Below are 20891 nucleotides of genomic sequence, written 5' to 3' on the forward strand. Positions count from 1 at the left end.
GGAAATTAGGGATGTTTGGCAGATCGTATTTTTGTGGCGAAATTTTAGAAAGTGCCATTGGAGAAAAAGTAACACTAAAAGGATGGGTACAAAAACGAAGAGACCTTGGGGGATTAATCTTTATTGATCTTCGCGACCGTACTGGTATCGTTCAAGTTGTATTTAATCCTGATGTATCACAAGAAGCTTTAGCAATAGCAGAAAAAATTCGTAATGAATATGTAATCAGTCTTACAGGTACAGTTATTGCTCGTGCTGAAGGAACAATTAATAAAAACTTAAAAACAGGTACAATTGAAGTAACAGCTGAAGAAGTAACAATTCTAAATGAGGCAAAAACAACACCATTTTTAATTGATGATAAAGATGATGTATCAGAAGACCTTCGTTTAAAATATCGTTATCTTGACCTTCGTCGTCCAAAAATGTATGAAACTTTCAAAATGCGTCATGATGTAACAAAAACAGTTCGTAACTTCTTAGATACAGAAGGTTTCTTAGATGTTGAAACGCCAATGTTAACGAAAAGTACACCAGAAGGAGCGCGTGACTATTTAGTACCTAGCCGTGTTCATGATGGAGAATTCTACGCATTGCCACAAAGTCCTCAATTATTTAAACAATTATTAATGGTTGCTGGCTTTGAGCGTTATTATCAAATTGCTCGCTGCTTCCGTGATGAAGATTTACGTGCAGATCGTCAACCTGAATTCACGCAAATAGATATTGAAACTAGCTTTATGAGTCAAGAGGACATTATGGGTATGACAGAGCGCATGATGCAAAAGGTTATGAAAGATGTAAAAGGTGTTGATATTACATTACCTTTACCTCGCATGACATATGATGAAGCTATGAGTCGTTTTGGTTCTGATAAGCCAGATACTCGTTTTGGTCTTGAATTAGTGGATGTATCTGAAATCGTGAAAGATTCTAGCTTTAAAGTATTCGCAAGTGCCATTGCTACTGGTGGACAAGTTAAAGCAATCAATGTGAAGGGTGCTGCAGAGAAGTACTCTCGTAAAGATATTGATGCATTAGGTGCATTTGCTGCTGTTTATGGAGCAAAAGGTCTAGCATGGTTAAAAGTAGATGCAGAAGGCTTAAAAGGACCAATTGCGAAGTTCTTTGAAGGTGAAGAAGGTGCTGCACTTACAGCTACTTTAAAAGCACAAGATGGAGATTTATTACTATTTGTTGCAGACAACAAAACGGTTGTAGCTGATGCGTTAGGAGCACTTCGTGGTAAGCTTGCTAAAGACCTAGATTTAATTGATGAAAATGTATTCAATTTCTTATGGGTAACAGATTGGCCACTACTTGAGTATGATGCAGAATCTGGTCGTTATTTCGCTGCTCACCATCCATTTACTATGCCATTTAGAGAAGATATTGATAAGTTAGATACAGAACCTCAAAATGCTCGTGCACAAGCTTATGATATCGTATTAAATGGTTACGAGCTTGGTGGTGGATCACTTCGTATCTTCGAAAGAGATATTCAAATGAAAATGTTTAAAGTACTTGGATTCTCTGATGAAGAAGCACAAGAGCAATTTGGTTTCTTATTAGATGCATTTGATTATGGTACTCCTCCGCATGGTGGTATCGCTCTTGGTTTAGACCGTCTTGTTATGCTACTAGCTGGTAGAACAAACCTAAGAGATACAATTGCATTCCCTAAAACTGCTAGTGCAAGTTGTCTTCTAACAGAAGCTCCAAGCCCAGTAAGTGTGGACCAATTAATCGAATTACGATTGGCATTAACTGGACAAAAAAAGGACTAAAGAATCACCCAGTATCGCTTGAAAACGATTGTTTCAATGTGATATGATACATTCATCAAGTAAGAGTCCTGATATGTACGTTATCTTCACCTATAAGTTTTGACCGAACACTTATAGTTTCGGGAGCTCTAGGTTTTGCAAATGCGTAAATGCCTCATTCGTTGTGGACTTACAATATTGCAAACGGAGCACCCACCTGCGTAGAGCGGGTTCAAAACGAAGGCGGAAACGGCATGATCGGGGCTCTTACGCCTTTTTATGGATTAAATGCGCGAGATGCGCTTTGAGTAAGAACGGAGAATCTCATTTGAAGAGATGCTCCGTTTTTTTGTTCAAAAATAAGAAAGTACATGATTTAGGGCATGGTGCCAAATCTTATACCTGCCCTTTTCCATTGAAGTTAAACTCAAGGGAAAAAGCATTCATGAAAAAGGACCGGTGCCGTTTTTTCTTTATTTTGTTATTTGTTGTAATATCATTTATAATACATATAAAACGTATGTTCTTTCTGGGAATTAAATGAAAATACATAAAATTTAGGAAGATGGAGTTGGGAGTTATGTTGCATCAGTTTTCTCGAAATGAGTTAGCTATTGGAAAAGAAGGAATGGAAAAATTAAAGAATACAACAGTGGCTGTACTAGGAGTGGGTGGAGTTGGTTCATTTGCTGCGGAAGCTTTAGCACGCTCTGGAGTTGGACGTTTAATATTAGTAGATAAGGATGATGTAGATATTACGAATGTGAATCGACAAATTCATGCTCTACTATCAACAGTTGGACAATTTAAAGCAGATTTAATGAAAGAAAGAATCGCAGATATTAATTCTGAATGTGAAGTTATTTCTTTAAGAATGTTTTATACGGAAGAAACGTATGAGGAATTTTTTAGCTATGGATTGGATTATGTAGTAGATGCTTCTGATACGATTTCATATAAAATCCATCTAATGAAAGAATGTTTAGAGCGAAATATTCCGATTATCTCAAGTATGGGTGCGGCAAATAAAATGGACCCAACACGTTTTCAAATTGCGGATATATCTAAGACACATACAGATCCATTGGCGAAAGTTATTCGTACAAGATTACGAAAAGAAGGCATTAGAAAAGGAATTACAGTTGTCTTCTCTGATGAAAGTCCGATTGTTATTAGAGAGGATGTTGTGAAAGAAGTGGGCAATGAAGAGGCGAATATCCGTAAAGCGAAAATGCCACCGTCTTCAAACGCTTTTGTTCCATCTGTAGCAGGATTAATTGCGGCAAGTTGGGTTGTTCGTGAAATTGTGAAAGACGTTAAAATTGTTCGTATGAGTGACGACAAGTAACGAGAGAATTATGCTCAGAAGGAGGTTTCGTTAGTCATGTATCATGAACCTTTATCACATAGATTAAGACCTTCTATTATTGAAGAAGTTGTTGGTCAAGAGCACATTATCGGCCCTAATTCTGCACTTTTTAAAATGATAAAAAATGGACATGTTCCTTCGATGTTGTTATATGGCGAGCCGGGAACGGGGAAAACTTCACTCGCATATGCTATTGCGGGAAGTACGAAGAGAGACTTCTATGCCTTAAATGCAACAACATGTGGGAAGAAGGATGTTGAAAATGTCATCGAAGAAGCGCGATTAACGAGAAATGCACTTCTATTTCTTGATGAAATTCATCGTTTTAATAAAAGCCAACAAGACTCTCTTTTGAAAGCATTAGAAGAAGGTGTATTTGTATTAATTGGTGCCACGACAGAAAATCCCTTTCATAGTGTAAATAGTGCGATTCGATCTCGATGTGGACAAATTAAACAACTAAAGCCTTTGTCGCAGTCAGCTATCAAAAAATTATTAGAGCGAGCGGTTATAGATCCTAATAAAGGATTAGGAAAAATGAACATAACCATTGAAGATGTTTTATTGGATAAAATAGCAGCGACGACAAGTGATGGACGAACAGCATTGAATTTGCTTGAAGATATTGTTATGGCATCTGACCGAAGTGATGATGGCAGTATTATTATAGAAGAAGATGTGGTTAATCAGAGCATCGAGAATAAAGGATTTTCACATGATAACAAAGGTGATATTTACTATTCTTTGCTTTCTAGCTTTCAAAAAAGTATAAGAGGTAGTGACGTTAATGCGGCATTACATTATCTTGCTAGACTTTTAGAAGGTGGAGATTTAGTAGCCATCTGTCGTCGTTTACTAGTTATTGGCTACGAAGATATTGGGTTAGCGAATCCAGAATTGTGTGCGCGAGTGTTACCAGCTATTCAGACAGTAGAACGTCTTGGTTTACCAGAAGCTAGAATTCCTTTAGCGAATATTGTTATTGAGTTATGCTTATCAGCTAAGTCTAATTCAGCTTATGTTGCTTTAGATGCTGCTATTGCAGATGTTCGAAAAGGTAGAACAGGTGATATCCCTGCACACTTAAAGGATGCTCATTATCAAGGAGCGAAGGAATTAGGACATGGAATAGGCTATAAATATCCGCATGATTATCCGAATAGCTGGGTGTATCAAGAATATTTACCGAAAGAATTGCAAGATGCCGTGTATTATCAACCGAAACAAGCGGGGGAAGAAAAAAAACTATCTATGATTCATGAACGATTGAACGGTTTAAGAAATCAATCAAAAAAATAATCACACATTTCATGGTTATTTTGTTAAAATTAACTAAATAAGACTGCGTAGCAAAATGAAAGTGACACCATGAAATAATTTTACATTATGAATGGTGTCACTTTTTTTTGTATGTTTTCGTTGATAGTTTCATATAGTTACAAAGTCATATTCTTTATTGCAAGAAAATAGAAAAAAGGTAGGGAGTGGAAAGATGAAAAGAGTATCGAGAAGTATTTTGAGTTTTATTTTGATTTTTGCATTATTTATGAGTCTAGCAGGCTCACCATCATCAGCTGCACAGACGGATCAAGTTCATTACTTGTCAATCGGTGATTCGTTGGCGAAGGGGCAAACACCGGACAAAAAAATTGATTTAGGTTTTTCTGATTTCACAGCAAATACATTTAAAGAAAAAAGTATCCTTGGTAGCTATTCAAAGGATTTTGCCGATTCAGGAGATAAAACTACGGATGTGTTAAACAAATTAACAACAGATTCTAAGCTACAAGAAGCGGTCAAAAAAGCAAACTTAATTACTATTTCTGCCGGAGCAAATGATATTTTACAAGAAGCAAAAATTGACCTTGCTGCAGGAACCATTACTTTTGATGTAACAAAATTACCTGCTAAATTACAAGAAGTTGCTACAAACTATGCAAAAATCTTAGGAACAATTAAAGCTTTAAATCCTGAGGCTAAAGTATATGTTATGGGTATTTATTTCCCATTCCCGTACCTTCCAGATCAAGCTCAAGTTACTCAACTTGCTTCGCTTGCAAAAACATTAAACAAAACAGTCTCAGAAGCTACTATTCTTGGTGGGGCAACATTTGTTTCAGTTTATGAGCAAATGGGCGGAGATGATATGGCTGCGTTAAAGAAGAACTTGCCTAATGCGACAGATATTCATCCAAATATTGATGGATATAAAATCATGAGCGCTGCATTATTAGAGGCTATTGCTAAGCAAATAACGCCTGAGCCGAATCCAGAACCAAAACCAGAGCCTACGGTTCCAGCTGATATAAAAGGTCATTGGGCTGAGAAAGAACTGTCATATTTAGTATCCAATAATGTGTTATCAGTAGATGAAAAAGGATTTGTGTATCCAGATAAAGCTATTACGAGAGCAGAAGTTGCAATGATTCTATACAGCTCGATTCCAATGACAAAAGAAATTCCTGTTGATCCAGGATACAAAGATGTACCCAAAAACCATCCAGCTTATATGGCGATTGCTAAATTAACTGCACTTGGTGTATTTACGAAAGCAGAGAAATTTAATCCGAACGATAGCCTTACTAGAATACAGTTAGCGAAAGTAGTTTCAACTGCATTTAAGTTGAAAGCAGAAGGTAAGCCAGTTGTATTTAAAGATGTTCCTAAGACATACTGGGGTTACAATGCTGTTCAAGCAGTAGCTACTAATAAGTTAATGTTAGGTAGCAACGGTTCATTTGATTTATACTCTTCTACTACAAGAGGTCAATTTGCGGCAGTAGCAGTAAGAGCATTGCAAAGCGTTGCAAAATAAGTTACTCATGTAGGAAATTCATTATAAGAATATTCATTTGCCATGCTCATGTTTAAATTGAGCATGGCTTCTTTTTCTATCGTTTTTATTATTCAGGGAATTTTTTACATGTGTGAGTTTAAAATGTTTGTAGTTTGTTACAATACGGTATAATAGAAGTAAATACATTGTTATACTTAAGTATGATATAATTTCAAAAGTCTATTTAATTCAGGTTATTGGATAACTTACGGTCGTACATAAACATTATGTAATAAATTTAATTGGGGTGCTATATATATGAAAATTTCTACTAAAGGACGTTATGGTTTAACGATTATGATAGAACTTGCAAAGAAGCATGGAGAAGGGCCTACTTCATTAAAGTCGATTGCCCAAAGACATGATTTATCCGAGCACTATTTGGAGCAATTAATTGCTCCGCTAAGAAACGCTGGTCTAGTTAGAAGTATTAGAGGCGCATACGGTGGATATGTGTTAGCGAAGGATCCAAATGTAATCACTTCTGGGGATATTATCAGAGTGTTAGAAGGACCTATTAGTCCAGTAGAAGGTATTGAAGATGAAGAACCTGCAAAAAGAGCGCTATGGATTCGAATTCGTGATGCAGTAAAAGATGTTCTAGACACAACAACTCTAGAAGATTTAGCAAACTACAATGAAGATGATAATATCGAATCTTATATGTATTATATTTAAATAAAGAAAAACCGTCACCGGTCTTTTTTGATTGATGCTTTTGCTTCTTGAAATACTCCCAATAAAAAAGGGCTATGAGGCAGAAATAAGATAAGCTGTTCTTGAAAACTCGCACTTGGTTTTCAAAACAGATTGGCTTATTTCCGAGCATGGCAGGTGAAAGGTTAGACAGAGAAAAATCATCACTGTCTTTTTATTAATAAACATAAATAAAGGAGGGAGAGGTAGTGGAACGAATCTATCTCGATCATGCCGCTACAACTCCTATGCATCCAGATGTAGCACATGAAATGATGAAAGCGATGCAAGAGAACTATGGTAATCCATCAAGCATTCACTACTTTGGAAGAGAAGCGCGTAAGGCCATCAATGAAGCGCGCCGACAATTAGCAAAAACGATTGCAGCTAAAGAAAATGAAATCATTTTTACTAGTGGTGGTACTGAAAGTGACAACCATGCACTTACTGGTGTAGCTTATGCATATGCGAATAAAGGTAAACATATAATTACGACAGCCATTGAACATCATGCTGTATTGCATACATGTCAACATTTGGAGAAGCAAGGATTTGAAGTAACGTATTTACCAGTAAATGACCAAGGGCAAATATTGCTAGAAGACTTACAAAATGCATTAAGAGATGATACAATACTGGTTTCTATTATGTTTGGAAATAATGAAGTAGGAACGCTTCAAGATGTACAAGCTATTGGTGAAATGTTACATGACCACCAAGCGTATTTTCATACAGATGCTGTTCAAGCATATGGTATTATGCCAATTAATGTACAAGAAATGAAAATTGATTTGCTCTCTGTATCCTCTCATAAAATCAATGGTCCAAAAGGAATAGGCTTTCTTTATTGTAAAGATGGAATTGCCCTTGAACCTGTAATGCATGGTGGAGAACAAGAGAAAAAGCGAAGAGCTGGAACAGAAAATCTTCCTGCCATTCTTGGATTTGCGAAAGCTGCTACAATTGCACAAGAAATGATGGTAGAGAAGCAACAGTTATACAAGCAATTTAAAGAGCAAATGATTCATATTTTTACAGAAGAGCAAATGGCTTTTTCTGTGAATGGTACACTTGAGAATTCGTTGCCTCATGTGTTGAATATTAGTTTTCCAGGAACAAATATTGAGGTTATGCTTGCTAATCTTGATATTATGGGTATTGCTGCTTCAAGTGGTTCAGCATGTACAGCAGGAACTATTGATCCATCACATGTATTAGTAGCGATGTTCGGTAAAAATCATGAAAAAACGACGAATTCAATTCGATTTAGTTTCGGTTTAAATAATACGAGTGACCAAGTAAAACAGGTTGCGAATGAAATAGTGAGAATTGTAAAGCGTCTTACGAAACAATAAATAAAGTGGGGTAAGAAAGCAATGACGAAAGCACCAAAAGATACCCGCGTTGTAGTTGGAATGTCTGGAGGAGTTGATTCCTCTGTAGCCGCTCTTTTACTAAAACAACAAGGTTATGATGTAATTGGTATTTTTATGAAAAATTGGGATGATACAGATGAAAATGGCTTCTGTACAGCAACGGAAGACTATGAAGATGTAATGAAAGTTTGCGAACAAATTGGCATCCCTTATTATGCAGTAAACTTTGAAAAGCAGTATTGGGATAAGGTATTCACGTATTTCTTAGATGAATATCGTGCAGGAAGAACACCGAATCCTGATGTAATGTGTAACAAAGAAATTAAATTCAAGGCGTTTCTTGAACATGCCATTAGCCTTGGAGCAGATTATTTAGCTACAGGTCATTATGCACGAGTTGAATATTGTGATGGAGAATACAAGATGCTTCGTGGTGTTGATGATAATAAAGACCAAACGTATTTCTTAAATCAACTTACACAAGCACAATTGGAAAAAGTCATGTTCCCGCTTGGACATCTTCCAAAGCCTGAAGTACGCCGAATTGCTGCTGAAGCAGGCTTAGCGACTGCGAAGAAAAAAGATTCTACTGGAATTTGCTTCATCGGAGAAAGAAACTTTAAAGAATTCCTTAGCAATTATTTACCTGCACAGCCTGGTAATATGGAAACAATGGACGGAGAAGTGAAGGGTAAACATGATGGCTTAATGTATCATACAATTGGTCAACGTCATGGTCTTGGAATCGGTGGAAGCGGTGATCCGTGGTTTGCGGTTGGGAAAGACTTAAAACGCAATGTGCTATATGTAGCTCAAGGGTTTGAAAATGAAGTATTATACTCTACTTCCCTTCAAGCTGTGAACGTGAGCTGGGTATCGAATCAACCAAAGTCAGTAGAATTCAAATGTACGGCTAAGTTCCGATATCGTCAAACTGATAATGGCGTGACGGTGAAAATCTTAGCAGATGATCGTGTCGAGGTTATTTTTGATGAGCCTACACGCGCTATCACACCAGGTCAAGCTGTTGTATTTTATGATGGTGATGAGTGCCTTGGTGGCGGAACGATTGATACGATATACAAAAATGGTGAACAGCTTACTTATGTAGGATAATGAGACTGTGCTTAATAGCAGATTCAATGAGAAAACCTCAGTTCTGATTATGAGCTGAGGTTTTTTGTCTATAATACAATAATTGATAGACGATAAAAGGAGTGTAAATCAATTGAAACGTTCAATTTTACTAATTTGCTCGGTTTTCTTATTTAGTATGGCACTAATGGGATGTCAATCTAAGAAGGAAGAAACGAAAAAGAATACGGTGGAAGAGCTATTAACTTTTAAAGATTCTTATATTGGAGATTCAAGTTCAGTAGTGAACTTGAGTTATTTATTGCCAGGTGGAAAATATGTGAAACGAGTATCTTTACAAACAGATAAGAAGCCATATGGAATTACCATTGATTATGGAATAAAAGAAGGATCAAATATTAAGGGTGACGATTTTGAAGATTATTGGAATGAGGAAGTCACACAAAGAGCCTTCTTAAATAACGCTACAACATATTTTATTTTAATTCAAAATGTTGATGAGGTTGAATTTAAATTATATACTACAGCTCCTAAATCATTTAAAGTAACAAGAAAACAAATTGATGATTTCTATGGAAAAGATGTACGTAAATTTGCTGAAGATGAGAAAGCATGGAATAAAGAAGTTTTAGAAGATACAATTGGTGATGATGCTAAGCTGAAGGAATTCTTTAAAAACCATCCCATTCAATCATAATTTGTGCTTCATGCGTCCTTCTAAGTAACGTATGAAAGGAAATATGATATACTTCTTTATAGAAAAAATGGAGTGTGAATAGTTATGAACAAAAATGAACAAGGCATTCAATACATGCAAGAAGGTAAATGGGAGGAAGCAGCAAAGGTATTTTCTGAAGCAATTGAAGAAAATCCGAATGATGCTGTTTCGTATATTAACTTTGGAAATGTGTTAACTGCTGTTGGTGAAGTAGCCAAAGCGGAGAACTTTTATAATAAAGCAATTTCTATTGATGAAAATGCAGGTGCTGCATACTATGCACTAGGAAACCTGTATTATGATAATGATAAATTGATGGCAGCGAAAGATCAGTTTGAGAAAGCGATAAAAGTAGGCTTACAAAATAGTGATTGTTATTTCATGTTAGGAATGACATTGCAGCAATTAGATCAACCAAAGCTTGCTATGCCATATATTCAACGTAGTGTTGAACTAAATCCTGAAGATAATGATGCTCGCTTTCAATATGCATTATGTTTAGCGAATGCAGAGTTATATGAAGAGCTAATTAAAGTATTAGAGGAAGTTTTAGAGAGAGATCCTAAGCATGCAGATGCACTTTATAATTTAGGGGTTGCTTATGCAGGGCATTTAGAAGATGCTGAGAAGGCGTTAGAGTGCTTTACAAAGGCACTTGAAGCACAAAGTGACCATATGCTAGCTGCAAATGGTAAGAAGATTATGGAGCAGTTGTTAGCAGAACAATAATGAGAAGGAGGGAAGAGTTGTGCAACAGGATGAAATGAACTTATTTGAAGAACCAACGAAGATTTATATGAAGGGACGTCATATCGTTACGATTTTTCATAATGAGCAAAATTTATACTCTGTTGTGCGTATTCGTGTCGATGAAACAAATGCTGTTTACGATGAAAAAGAAGTAGTGATTGTCGGCTATTTTCCTCCTATTTATGAGCATGAAACGTATATCTTCTATGGAAAACTGAAAGAACATCCAAAGTTTGGTGTTCAATTCGCTGTCGACCATTTTCAAAAGGATATGCCTCAATCTAAGGAAGGTGTGGTTAACTACTTATCTAGTGCCCTCTTCCAAGGAATCGGTAAGAAAACAGCTGAAAACATTGTTGATTTTATCGGTGATAATGCTATTTCGAAAATCCTTGCTGATCCAGCCCTTCTAGATTCAGTACCAAGATTATCTGGTGATAAAGCAAAAAACCTTTATGATACATTAATTGAGCATCAAGGGCTTGAGCAAGTGATGATTGCTCTTAATCAATATGGCTTTGGTCCACAGTTATCGATGAAAATTTATCAAGTCTACAAGCAAGAAACTTTAAGTATTATTCAAAAGAATCCGTATAAGCTGGTAGAAGATATTGAAGGGGTAGGCTTTGGTAGAGCGGATGAGCTTGGGTTTCACTTGGGGATTAGTGGTAGTCATAAAGACAGAATTAAAGCTGGTATTTTGTATACATTGGAGACGGAATGTTTGCAAGAAGGGCATGTCTACATAGAGGCTGAGCAGCTATTGCAGAGTGTTCAGGAACTGTTAGAAGGTAATAAGCGCGATGCAATCGAATTTCAATCTATTTCAACAGGGGTAAATGAACTTGCGGAAGAAGGAAAAATTATTATTGAGGATATGCGTGTTTATTCGCCCTCTCTATATTTTTCGGAAAAAGGTATTGCGACACATATTAAACGTATTATGGCACAAACAGAGTACAGTGATGCTTTTCCTGAATCGGAGTTTTTATTAGCACTTGGTGAACTTGAAGAAAGATTGGAAGTAGAATATGCACCAGCACAAAAAGAAGGTATTCAAACGGCTTTAATGTCACCGATGATGATTTTAACAGGTGGACCTGGTACTGGAAAGACAACCGTTATTAAAGGTATTGTTGAGTTATATAGTGAATTGCATGGGGTATCCATGGATCGACATGCGTATAAGGATAAAGATCAATTTCCGTTTGTGTTAGCAGCACCAACAGGTCGAGCAGCTAAGCGAATGACGGAGTCAACAGGTCTTCCAGCAGTAACGATTCATCGCTTATTAGGATGGAATGGTAGCGAAGGGTTTAGTTATGATGAAGAGAATCCAATTGAAGGTAGAATTGTTATTATTGATGAGATGTCGATGGTGGATACTTGGTTAGGTCATCAATTATTGAAAGCACTACCTGATACTGTTCAGGTTATATTTGTTGGTGATGAGGATCAACTCCCATCTGTCGGCCCAGGGCAAGTGTTGAAAGATTTATTGGAATCAGAATGTGTACCAATCATCAAGTTAGAAAGTATCTACCGTCAAGCAGATGGCTCTTCTATTATCGAATTAGCTCATGAAATGAAGAAAGGTCGTTTGCCAGCAAATATAACCGCTCAGCAGAAAGATCGCTCGTTCTTTCCTTGTACAACAGCTCAGATTGCACAGGTCGTAGAAAAGGTTGTAGCAAATGCCAAGAAGAAAGGTTATACGGCGAAGGATATTCAAGTGCTAGCACCAATGTATCGGGGTCCTGCCGGAATTGATGCATTGAATAAATTATTACAAGAAATCTTTAATCCTAATAGTGATGGACAAAGAAGAGAGCTTGCGTTTGGAGATAGTGTATATCGTATAGGTGATAAAGTATTACAGCTTGTTAATCAGCCTGAAAGCAATGTTTTCAACGGTGATATGGGGGAGATTATATCGATTTCATATGCAAAGGAAAATACAGAGAAACAAGATATGTTATACATATCATTTGATGGGATAGAAGTAGCTTACACAAAGCAAGATTTAACGCAAATTACCCATGCATATTGCTGTTCCATTCATAAGTCGCAAGGAAGCGAATTTCCCATTGTGATTATGCCTGTTGTGAAGAGTTATTACCGTATGCTCAGAAGAAAGTTAATTTATACTGGTATTACGCGTAGTAAACAATTTCTAATTTTATGTGGTGAAGAAGAAGCGTTACGCATGGGTGTGGAAAGAACCCAAGACCACGATCGGAACACAACTTTAATACAGAAATTGCGCCAAGCGTTTTCTGTTGAATCAAGTTCTTCTTCTATTCCTGATGTAGTACGAGAAGAAGGGCAAAGTAGTTCAACAGAAGATTATTTGCGCGATTTATTAAATACGGATCCGATGATTGGTATGGAGGATTTAACACCTTATGATTTTATGGAAAGTAAGTAAAAAAGCAAAGTGAGCATGTATACATTTTTGTGTGGTGTCTAGCTCCAGCGCCCAGCGACTAGTAGATTTCGCCCATCTCCCTACGATAAGTCAACATCGAAACGGCTACCGCCTCATCGTGTTGTCTAGTTCCGAACGCCATCGGCTCGAGGTCATAAGTCAATCAGTCCAGAAGGTTAAAAGCGACCTTCTAGCCCGCTTGCCTTATGCTTGTCACCGATAAACGGGCGTTCTCCACATATCGGTGTTTCCTTTATCTCAGTCGAAGTGTTCCAATCTATACGTCGCAAAACGGGCGCTTGCGCTTTTCTAATAAAAAAAACTCCAATTAAGATGGAGTTCAAGTGAATAGATTTATTTTGTTTTTTCTATAATTGAGCTAATTAAATTAATTGTGCGCCTACTTTTGCTTCAACAATTTCAATAATTTCATCTGCAACATTATTTGCAAGCTCTAGTTGAGATGTAAATCCAACACAAGAACAATTCATTTCACCGAGAATATACGTATCATTCCCGTTTTTATCATAATCTAAAATAAAGTCAGCTGTCCATATAAGTGGGAGGTCATAGTTGCCTAAACGTGAGGTGATGTCTGGAAGTTGTGCTAAGAAGCTTTCAACAAGGTCTTTCCATTCTTCAGGAGAATCGTATCGATATTGCGCACCAGAGAATAATGTAGCACTAAATGCATCTTCACTATCAGCTGGTTTTTTATGAACGACATTAATCGGTTTATTATGAAGCATGAACAGACGAATTTCACCTTCTTTAATTCGAGGTAGGAATGCCATATCGATGAGCATACCGTTTTCACCAACAATATATTGTTCACAGAAATCGATGAATGTACCTAATTCCCATGTTTCAACGTGATTATCTTTTGCTTCAGTACATTTAATTTTTGCAGTAAGGGGGACTTCTACGGTGCCTTCAGGTAATTCGTCAATTAGTTGTACTCTCCAAATACCTTCACCAGTTGATCCACGATTTTGTTTTAATACACGTTCATTTAATACGAGGGATTTTGGGAACGTCTCTTTAAATGTTTCCATTGTGTAATAAGCATACGTATCAGTAGGAACTAAACTTAAATCTGTTAATTTAGCAAGGGCATCTTTCGCTCCATAGCCAATCATTGCATCTGGATGAGGCATACCAATGATACCATCTTCACAGAGCTGACGAAGCATAGCGAAATAGTCTGATTCGCTCTTTAAATTACCAGGGTTAATTCTTGATACATAAGAGCAAGCATTCTCTTTAACGTGATTATATATTTCATCTTTCTTTTCTAACTCAAAGAAGATTACTTCAGCATCCCAACCACGTTCTTTCAATGCGTTGACCATAGGCAGTGTATCTCTGCGATATCCATCTGGTCCCTTATCACTACCACCTTGTACTTCGAAAAATACTACATTTTTTTTCATTAATGGTCCCCCTTTAGCAAAAAATATACTTTACACTCATATCATAACTTGTTTTTGTTAGTATGATTTACCTATTTCATGACAAGGTTGTGAATAATTGTAAATTCAGTTTTTTGCTATGAATTCTCTTTTGTATACGAGATTTTTTCTTGAATATGTTAGAAAATATTAGGGTGTTTTGTAAAACTTACAATCATTAAAATGACTATGAAAAACCATACTATTAATGTTCGGAAAGGCGGGGTGTACTTTGCGGACGTTCTCATTATTGAAGGGGTTGCCGGTTTATGATGAAGTTGGAAAAGTACAGGGTCATGTGTGTGACTTGGTGATTTCTAATGAAGGGTCCGTTATGGGCTTACTCATGAATAGGAAAACCCTTTTCAAGAAAACTTGTTTAGTCTCTTTACGAGATGTTGTATCGTTTGCTTCTAAAGGCATAACTGTAAGGCAGATTCCGAAGTCTTCTACCATGAATCATAATAAGGTGTATACTCTTCAGCATCAGCGGGCTATAGCCAATAAAATGATTATGAATGATTATGGAGAAGAAATGGGGCTATTAGACGATGTATATTTTTCTGAGCAAGTGGGCACAATCGTAGCATATGAAATTTCCAATGGTTTTTTCTCAGATATAACCGATGGTAAAAAAACAGTGCATGCGAGGAAACCTCCTTCATTAGGGGGAGATACCATAGAGATTTCTCCAATAATGTATTGAGGAGTTAGTACTAATGAAGTGTCCGAATTGTGGAAGTAAAGATATAGGCAAGATTGGCGTTAGCCAATACTATTGCTGGAATTGTTTAATAGAACTGTCAATTGCTAAAGGAGTCATTCATACACATCAAGTTGAAGAGGATGGAAGTTTAAGCTCTTTAGATGATTTATTCTCTGAAGACGATCGCCGATTTACCATGTAAATGGAAGAGGTGAATTTCATGCGAAGAATGTCAGTTTCTTCAATGATGAGTTTTGGAGCAGGAATTGCAGCTGCATCCTATTTCAACTCGAAAAACTTTTCGAAAAAGTCAATGAAAAAAATGAAAAGAAAAGTAAGATCACTTTTCTAACACATTTTTAACAAGCATTGACTAGTGAAGAAAGGCAACCATTAAAAGAAATTCTTTTAGTGGTTGCCTTTTTTCTTTTTTGAATGAAATTCGTTTACTTACAAAACCTATTGGTAAGGAGGCTATGTAAATGAAATTGAGTATGATGTGGTTTTACAGGCTGGGCTTTTTATTATTATTATTCATCGTAATTTTAGTATTTTTTAAATTGAAACCAATATGGCTTCCTGTAATTGAAATCATTGGAATTTCTTTATTGCCATTTGTATTAGCAGCTTTTATTACGTATTTACTGCATCCTGTTGTTGAAAAACTTCATAAGCGAGGCTGTCCTCGTAGTATTAGTATTTTGGTAATATATCTCTTATTTTTTGGTGGTTTAGGTTTTGCTATTTATAAGGGAATACCTGTCATCATTCATGAATTGGATGATTTAATGAAAAGTACACCTTATTTTGCAGATAAGTATACATCATTAGTAGAATCCATTAATCAAAAAACATCAAATTGGCCAGTTGAATATAAAGGAAGAATTGAAGAAGGAATTCTTTTTTTTGAGAAGAAAGTAGAAGCTTTATTAGCGAATATGATGAATTACTTAGTAAGATTATTTGATTATGTCATTATTTTTGCAATTGTTCCTTTAATAGCGTTTTATTTTTTGAAAGATTGGGAAACAATGAAGAGAGCAGCTTGGTATATTACACCAGCAAGAATTCGAAAACAGAGTAAAGCATTTCTTCTTGATGTGGAACAATCATTAGGGAACTATATTCGTGGTCAAATAATTGTTTGTTTAATTATCGGTGCTATTTCAGCGTTATTATTATGGTTGATTAAGGTGAAATATTCATTGTTACTTGGAATTATTATAGGTATAACTAATGTGATTCCGTATTTTGGTCCTATAATTGGAGCAGTTCCAGCTATCATTATTGCAGCTGCGACAAATCCAAATCATGTGATCTGGGTTGCTGTTATTGTATTTGGTTTACAGTTTGTTGAAGGAAACATTCTTTCACCACTTATTGTTGGAAAAAGCTTACATATGCATCCGCTACTTATTATGCTGAGTTTGTTTATTGGTGGCGAGGTGAGTGGAGTTATTGGGCTAATCATTGCTGTACCGATATTAGCCATATTAAAGGTAGCGATTATACACGCAAAAGTACATTTTATGAAGGAACGACACGGACGATGATCCCAATTGACAAATAGTAAAGTTGTCCCTATAATCCAATATAGATGAATTTGTAAAAAACGATGAAGGACAGAGTATGTTATAGACCATCTTAAGCGTGAACTTCGTGCGAAAGAGAGGAATTTCCTAAGGCTGAAAGAAATTCTAGATGAAGGATAACAGAAAGCTAGTCTGGAGTGTAGCTAATCCCTACCGTTCGCTGCGTTAAAGCGTCTAAAGTGATGAGCAAATACTTGGAGTGTTATTTGTTCATAATTAGGGTGGTACCGCGAGTTACTCTCGTCCCTTTTTTGGGATGAGGGTTTTTTTTGTTTAAAAAATACATAAACCGTTGCAGGTTTTTTCTAAAATAAGGAGGAAATATAGATGAAACAATTAACAGGCGCACAGATTCGCCAAATGTATTTAGATTTCTTTAAAGAAAAAGGTCATAGTGTTGAGCCAAGTGCTTCTCTTGTGCCACATGATGACCCAACATTATTATGGATTAACTCAGGTGTAGCAACATTGAAGAAATATTTTGATGGTCGTGTTATTCCTACTAACCCTCGTATTACAAACGCTCAAAAATCAATTCGTACAAATGATATTGAAAACGTTGGTAAAACAGCAAGACACCATACTTTCTTCGAAATGCTAGGTAACTTCTCAATTGGTGACTACTTTAAAGAGGAAGCAATTCTTTGGGCTTGGGAATTCCTTACAGATGAAAAGTGGATTGGTTTTGATCCAGAAAAACTAGCTGTAACAATTCACCCTGAAGATGATGAAGCATTTGAAATTTGGAATAAGAAAGTGGGCATTCCAGAAGAAAGAATCATTCGTCTAGAAGAAAACTTCTGGGATATTGGTGAAGGTCCAAGTGGTCCAAATACGGAAATCTTCTACGATCGTGGACCTGAATACGGTGATGACCCTAACGATCCAGAATTATACCCAGGTGGGGAAAATGAGCGTCATTTAGAAGTATGGAATTTAGTATTCTCACAATTCAATCATAATCCAGATGGAACATATACTCCACTTCCAAAGAAAAATATTGATACAGGTATGGGTCTAGAGCGTATGGCTTCTGTTGTTCAAGATGTACCTACAAACTTTGATACAGACCTATTCATGCCAATCATCCATGCAACTGAAGAAATCTCAGGTGCAAAATACCGTGAAAATGCTGAAGCAGATACAGCGTTTAAAGTAATCGCTGACCACATTCGTACTGTAACATTTGCTGTTGGTGATGGAGCGCTTCCATCAAATGAAGGTCGTGGATACGTATTACGCCGTCTATTACGTCGAGCGGTACGCTACGCAAAACAAATTGGTATTCATAAACCATTTATGTTTGAATTAGTACCAGTAGTAGGCGAAATTATGAAAGATTTCTACCCAGAAGTACTAGAGAAAAAAGACTTCATTGCAAAAGTAGTGAAAAACGAAGAAGAACGTTTCCACGAAACTTTACATGATGGCTTACAAATCTTAAGTGAAGTTATTAAGAAAGAAAAAGCCAAAGGTAGCAATACAATCTCTGGTAAGGATATTTTCCGTTTATACGATACGTACGGATTCCCTGTAGAATTAACAGAAGAGTACGCAGAAGAAGAAGGTATGAATGTTGACCATGCTGGCTTTGAAAAAGAAATGGAAGAACAACGTGAACGCGCTCGTGCAGCTCGTCAAGATGTAGATTCAATGCAAGTTCAAGGCGGCGTACTTGGTGATATTAAAGATGCTAGTGAGTTCGTAGGATATTCTCAATTAGAAGCAGAAGGTACAGTAATCGCTATCGTTAAAGACGGTGAAAAACTAGCTGAAGCACATGAGGGTGAAGAAGTTCAAGTGATTTTAAGTACAACTCCGTTCTATGCTGAGAGCGGCGGTCAAATCGCAGACCTTGGTTTCATGACAAGTGAAGATGTGAAGGCAAACGTACTTGATGTTCAAAAAGCACCAAACGGACAAAACCTGCATAGAGTGAAAGTGGAAAGCGGAACGTTAAAAGAAGGCTCTACAGTTATCTCAATTGTAGATAAAGATAATCGTAGTCACATTACGAAGAACCACACAGCGACTCACCTTTTACACCAAGCGTTAAAAGATGTTTTAGGTGTTCACGTAAACCAAGCTGGTTCTCTTGTACAAAAAGATCGTCTACGTTTTGACTTCTCTCACTTTGGTCAAGTGCAACCTGATGAGCTAGAGAAAATTGAGCAAATCGTAAACGAAAAGATTTGGGAAAGCATGCCTGTAGTTATCGAAAGCAAAAAAATCGATGAAGCAAAAGCAATGGGTGCAATGGCACTATTCGGAGAAAAATATGGTGATGTAGTTCGCGTTGTTCAAGTATCTGATTACAGCATTGAGCTATGTGGTGGTTGCCATGTTGAGAACACAGCAACAATCGGCGTATTCAAAATCGTTTCTGAAAGTGGAATCGGAGCAGGAACTCGTCGTATTGAAGCAGTAACTGGTGCTGCAGCATATAAACAAATGAATGATCAAATCAATATTTTAAAAGAAGCTGCAACAGAATTAAAAACAAACATGAAAGATGTACCTTCTCGTGTTGAATCATTATTAGCAGAGCTAAAAGAAGCTCATCGTGAAAATGAGTCACTAAAAACGAAATTAGGTAACATTGAAGCTGGTAACCTTATTTCTTCTGTACAACAAATTAATGGTGTAAATGTATTAGCAGCTAAAGTACAAGCTACTGATATGAATAATTTACGTACAATGGCTGATGAGCTTAAGCAAAAAATCGAATCTGGTGTCATTGTATTAGCATCTGTACAAGGTGAAAAAGTAAATATCATTGCAGCAGTAACAAGCGACTTAATTCCACAAGGCTACCATGCTGGTAAAGTAATTAAAGAAGTAGCTACTCGTTGCGGCGGTGGCGGTGGCGGTCGTCCAGATATGGCACAAGCTGGCGGAAAAAATCCAAATGAAGTAGATTCTGCGCTTAAATTTGTAGAAGAATGGGTAAAATCAATTTAAATACGTAAATTATTAGTGTACAATAAATTTAATAATCTTATGAGCTTTTTACTAGAAGGGCTCGGAAGAAGCGAGGTGTTCCAAATGAGTTCCTTTGATAAAACGATGCAGTTTCATTTTCAAGAAGAACCATTTGAAAGAGATGTTCAAGAAGTTTTGATGCAAGTGTATAGTGCGCTGCAAGAGAAAGGATATAATCCGATTAATCAAATTGTTGGCTACTTGTTATCTGGTGATCCAGCCTATATTCCTAGACATCAAGACGCAAGAAACATTATCCGAAAGCTTGAAAGAGATGAGATTATTGAAGAGCTAGTAAAATCTTATTTAAAGCATAATCGTGGTGACAAGTAATAATGCGTAGTATGGGTTTAGATGTTGGCTCTAAAACAATTGGGGTCGCTATAAGTGATGCGATGGGCTGGACGGCTCAAGGCATCGAAACAATTAAAATTAATGAGGCAGTACAAGATTTCGGCTATAAAAGATTAAAAGAACTAATCAAAGAGTATGAAGTCACACAGGTAGTCGTAGGATTACCTAAAAATATGAATGGTACAATTGGACCGCGCGGAGAAATCTGCCAAGAGTTCGCAAAAACTATTGAAAAGAAATTTAAAGTTCCAGTAGTATTATGGGATGAGCGCCTAACAACGATGGCTGCAGAGCGCGTTTTATTAGAGGCTGATGTAAGCCGAGGAAAACGCAAGAAAGTAATCGATAAGATGGCGGCAATCATGATTTTACAAGGATATTTGGACAGTCGAAATAACTAACAGAGGTGCAAACAAATGAGCAACAATAAATACAATAAAGTGAACGAACAAATTACAATTATTGATGAGCAAGGTAACGAACAGCTTCATCAAACATTATTCTCTTTCTACTGTGATGAATTTGATAGAACATACATCTTATACTATCCAATTGGTGAAGAAGAAGATGAGAATGGTGAAATCATGGTTCATGCATCGGTTCTACTTGAGAGTGATGATGAAGATGCTCGTGAAGCTGGTTTACAACCAATCGAAACAGATGCTGAGTGGGATATTGTTGAAGAAGTATATAACACTTTCATGATTGAGAACGAAGAAGACGAAGAATAGAATGATTTCAAAAGGGTTGTTCGAAAAGTGGTTGAATACCG

19 protein-coding genes, 1 other RNA gene and 1 other annotated feature are annotated in these 20891 nt (G+C 36.6%); of the genes, 19 read left to right on the plus strand and 1 reads right to left on the minus strand.

The window, feature by feature from the left end; translation table 11 throughout:
- Positions 1-11 precede the first annotated feature (11 nt).
- The 11 genes from aspS (at position 12) to recD2 (ending at position 13034) form a co-directional block, all read left to right on the plus strand.
- On the plus strand, positions 12-1787 hold the full coding sequence (aspS, locus tag TX86_RS01825) for an aspartate--tRNA ligase (RefSeq protein WP_042345693.1): 1776 nt from the start codon (positions 12-14) through the stop codon (positions 1785-1787).
- Between the two features lie 62 nt (positions 1788-1849).
- Positions 1850-2035, plus strand: a non-coding RNA gene (gene ssrS / locus TX86_RS26030) — 6S RNA.
- Between the two features lie 311 nt (positions 2036-2346).
- A complete protein-coding gene (locus TX86_RS01830; RefSeq protein ID WP_042345695.1) occupies positions 2347-3114 on the plus strand; it encodes a tRNA threonylcarbamoyladenosine dehydratase in 768 nt (255 codons plus the stop codon).
- Between the two features lie 36 nt (positions 3115-3150).
- A complete protein-coding gene (locus TX86_RS01835; RefSeq protein WP_042345697.1) occupies positions 3151-4434 on the plus strand; it encodes a replication-associated recombination protein A in 1284 nt (427 codons plus the stop codon).
- A gap of 193 nt (positions 4435-4627) precedes the next feature.
- Positions 4628-5950 (plus strand): S-layer homology domain-containing protein, encoded by a 1323-nt coding sequence (locus TX86_RS01840; protein WP_042345699.1) that lies wholly within the window; start codon positions 4628-4630, stop codon positions 5948-5950.
- Positions 5951-6229: 279 nt separating this feature from the next.
- Positions 6230-6649: a cysteine metabolism transcriptional regulator CymR gene (gene cymR, locus TX86_RS01845; RefSeq protein ID WP_042345702.1), complete on the plus strand. Its 420-nt coding sequence runs from the start codon at positions 6230-6232 to the stop codon at positions 6647-6649.
- A gap of 227 nt (positions 6650-6876) precedes the next feature.
- On the plus strand, positions 6877-8022 hold the full coding sequence (locus TX86_RS01850) for a cysteine desulfurase family protein (RefSeq protein WP_042345704.1): 1146 nt from the start codon (positions 6877-6879) through the stop codon (positions 8020-8022).
- Between the two features lie 21 nt (positions 8023-8043).
- A complete protein-coding gene (mnmA, locus tag TX86_RS01855; protein WP_042345706.1) occupies positions 8044-9159 on the plus strand; it encodes a tRNA 2-thiouridine(34) synthase MnmA in 1116 nt (371 codons plus the stop codon).
- Between the two features lie 112 nt (positions 9160-9271).
- Complete coding sequence (locus TX86_RS01860; RefSeq protein ID WP_042345708.1) at positions 9272-9835, plus strand: DUF4825 domain-containing protein; 564 nt, start codon at positions 9272-9274, stop codon at positions 9833-9835.
- An 84-nt stretch (positions 9836-9919) separates the two neighbouring features.
- The gene (locus tag TX86_RS01865) at positions 9920-10585 is read left to right on the plus strand and encodes a tetratricopeptide repeat protein (protein WP_042345710.1); all 666 of its coding nucleotides are present in this window, start codon (positions 9920-9922) and stop codon (positions 10583-10585) included.
- Between the two features lie 34 nt (positions 10586-10619).
- Positions 10620-13034, plus strand: coding sequence for an SF1B family DNA helicase RecD2 (gene recD2, locus TX86_RS01870; protein WP_042350049.1), 2415 nt, complete (start codon positions 10620-10622; stop codon positions 13032-13034).
- A gap of 383 nt (positions 13035-13417) precedes the next feature.
- Here the strand turns inward: recD2 and TX86_RS01875 are convergent, their stop codons facing one another.
- Positions 13418-14467 (minus strand): Cj0069 family protein, encoded by a 1050-nt coding sequence (locus TX86_RS01875; protein ID WP_042345713.1) that lies wholly within the window; start codon positions 14465-14467, stop codon positions 13418-13420.
- A 250-nt stretch (positions 14468-14717) separates the two neighbouring features.
- Here TX86_RS01875 and TX86_RS01880 point away from each other — a divergent pair, with 250 nt between their 5' ends.
- The 8 genes from TX86_RS01880 to TX86_RS01910 all read left to right on the plus strand — a co-directional run bounded on the left by TX86_RS01880 (position 14718) and on the right by TX86_RS01910 (position 20850).
- Positions 14718-15191 (plus strand): PRC-barrel domain-containing protein, encoded by a 474-nt coding sequence (locus TX86_RS01880; RefSeq protein ID WP_042345715.1) that lies wholly within the window; start codon positions 14718-14720, stop codon positions 15189-15191.
- Between the two features lie 13 nt (positions 15192-15204).
- Positions 15205-15393, plus strand: a complete 189-nt coding sequence (locus tag TX86_RS01885; RefSeq protein WP_042345717.1) for a YrzR-like zinc ribbon domain — start codon at positions 15205-15207, stop codon at positions 15391-15393.
- 18 nt (positions 15394-15411) lie between these two features.
- Positions 15412-15543 carry a DUF3918 family protein gene (locus TX86_RS26035; RefSeq protein ID WP_195892849.1) on the plus strand — a complete coding sequence of 44 codons (132 nt, stop codon included), beginning with the start codon at positions 15412-15414 and terminating at the stop codon, positions 15541-15543.
- A 130-nt stretch (positions 15544-15673) separates the two neighbouring features.
- On the plus strand, positions 15674-16744 hold the full coding sequence (locus tag TX86_RS01890) for an AI-2E family transporter (protein ID WP_042345719.1): 1071 nt from the start codon (positions 15674-15676) through the stop codon (positions 16742-16744).
- Positions 16745-16797: 53 nt separating this feature from the next.
- Positions 16798-17034: a binding site (T-box leader), on the plus strand.
- Positions 17035-17110: 76 nt separating this feature from the next.
- The gene (gene alaS / locus TX86_RS01895; protein ID WP_042345722.1) at positions 17111-19744 is read left to right on the plus strand and encodes an alanine--tRNA ligase; all 2634 of its coding nucleotides are present in this window, start codon (positions 17111-17113) and stop codon (positions 19742-19744) included.
- A gap of 84 nt (positions 19745-19828) precedes the next feature.
- The gene (locus TX86_RS01900; protein ID WP_042345725.1) at positions 19829-20098 is read left to right on the plus strand and encodes an IreB family regulatory phosphoprotein; all 270 of its coding nucleotides are present in this window, start codon (positions 19829-19831) and stop codon (positions 20096-20098) included.
- A 2-nt stretch (positions 20099-20100) separates the two neighbouring features.
- Complete coding sequence (gene ruvX, locus TX86_RS01905; RefSeq protein ID WP_042345727.1) at positions 20101-20520, plus strand: Holliday junction resolvase RuvX; 420 nt, start codon at positions 20101-20103, stop codon at positions 20518-20520.
- 15 nt (positions 20521-20535) lie between these two features.
- Complete coding sequence (locus TX86_RS01910; RefSeq protein WP_042345729.1) at positions 20536-20850, plus strand: DUF1292 domain-containing protein; 315 nt, start codon at positions 20536-20538, stop codon at positions 20848-20850.
- The last annotated feature ends 41 nt before the right edge of the window (positions 20851-20891 follow it).

The sequence above is a fragment of the Bacillus massiliigorillae genome (assembly GCF_000380245.2).
Lineage (GTDB): Bacteria > Bacillota > Bacilli > Bacillales > DSM-1321 > Bacillus_AD > Bacillus_AD massiliigorillae.

What these genes read in the sequence shown, in the direction of transcription:
- cymR (WP_042345702.1), top strand. Translation starts at nt 6,230, where the DNA reads ATGAAAATTTCTACTAAAGGACGTTATGGTTTAACGATTATGATAGAA.
- TX86_RS01885 (WP_042345717.1), top strand. Translation starts at nt 15,205, where the DNA reads ATGAAGTGTCCGAATTGTGGAAGTAAAGATATAGGCAAGATTGGCGTT.
- aspS (WP_042345693.1), top strand. Translation starts at nt 12, where the DNA reads ATGTTTGGCAGATCGTATTTTTGTGGCGAAATTTTAGAAAGTGCCATT.
- TX86_RS01865 (WP_042345710.1), top strand. Translation starts at nt 9,920, where the DNA reads ATGAACAAAAATGAACAAGGCATTCAATACATGCAAGAAGGTAAATGG.
- mnmA (WP_042345706.1), top strand. Translation starts at nt 8,044, where the DNA reads ATGACGAAAGCACCAAAAGATACCCGCGTTGTAGTTGGAATGTCTGGA.
- TX86_RS01835 (WP_042345697.1), top strand. Translation starts at nt 3,151, where the DNA reads ATGTATCATGAACCTTTATCACATAGATTAAGACCTTCTATTATTGAA.
- TX86_RS01890 (WP_042345719.1), top strand. Translation starts at nt 15,674, where the DNA reads ATGAAATTGAGTATGATGTGGTTTTACAGGCTGGGCTTTTTATTATTA.
- TX86_RS01840 (WP_042345699.1), top strand. Translation starts at nt 4,628, where the DNA reads ATGAAAAGAGTATCGAGAAGTATTTTGAGTTTTATTTTGATTTTTGCA.
- recD2 (WP_042350049.1), top strand. Translation starts at nt 10,620, where the DNA reads ATGAACTTATTTGAAGAACCAACGAAGATTTATATGAAGGGACGTCAT.
- alaS (WP_042345722.1), top strand. Translation starts at nt 17,111, where the DNA reads ATGAAACAATTAACAGGCGCACAGATTCGCCAAATGTATTTAGATTTC.
- TX86_RS01875 (WP_042345713.1), bottom strand. Translation starts at nt 14,467, where the DNA reads ATGAAAAAAAATGTAGTATTTTTCGAAGTACAAGGTGGTAGTGATAAG.
- ruvX (WP_042345727.1), top strand. Translation starts at nt 20,101, where the DNA reads ATGCGTAGTATGGGTTTAGATGTTGGCTCTAAAACAATTGGGGTCGCT.
- TX86_RS01910 (WP_042345729.1), top strand. Translation starts at nt 20,536, where the DNA reads ATGAGCAACAATAAATACAATAAAGTGAACGAACAAATTACAATTATT.
- TX86_RS01900 (WP_042345725.1), top strand. Translation starts at nt 19,829, where the DNA reads ATGAGTTCCTTTGATAAAACGATGCAGTTTCATTTTCAAGAAGAACCA.
- TX86_RS01830 (WP_042345695.1), top strand. Translation starts at nt 2,347, where the DNA reads ATGTTGCATCAGTTTTCTCGAAATGAGTTAGCTATTGGAAAAGAAGGA.
- TX86_RS26035 (WP_195892849.1), top strand. Translation starts at nt 15,412, where the DNA reads ATGCGAAGAATGTCAGTTTCTTCAATGATGAGTTTTGGAGCAGGAATT.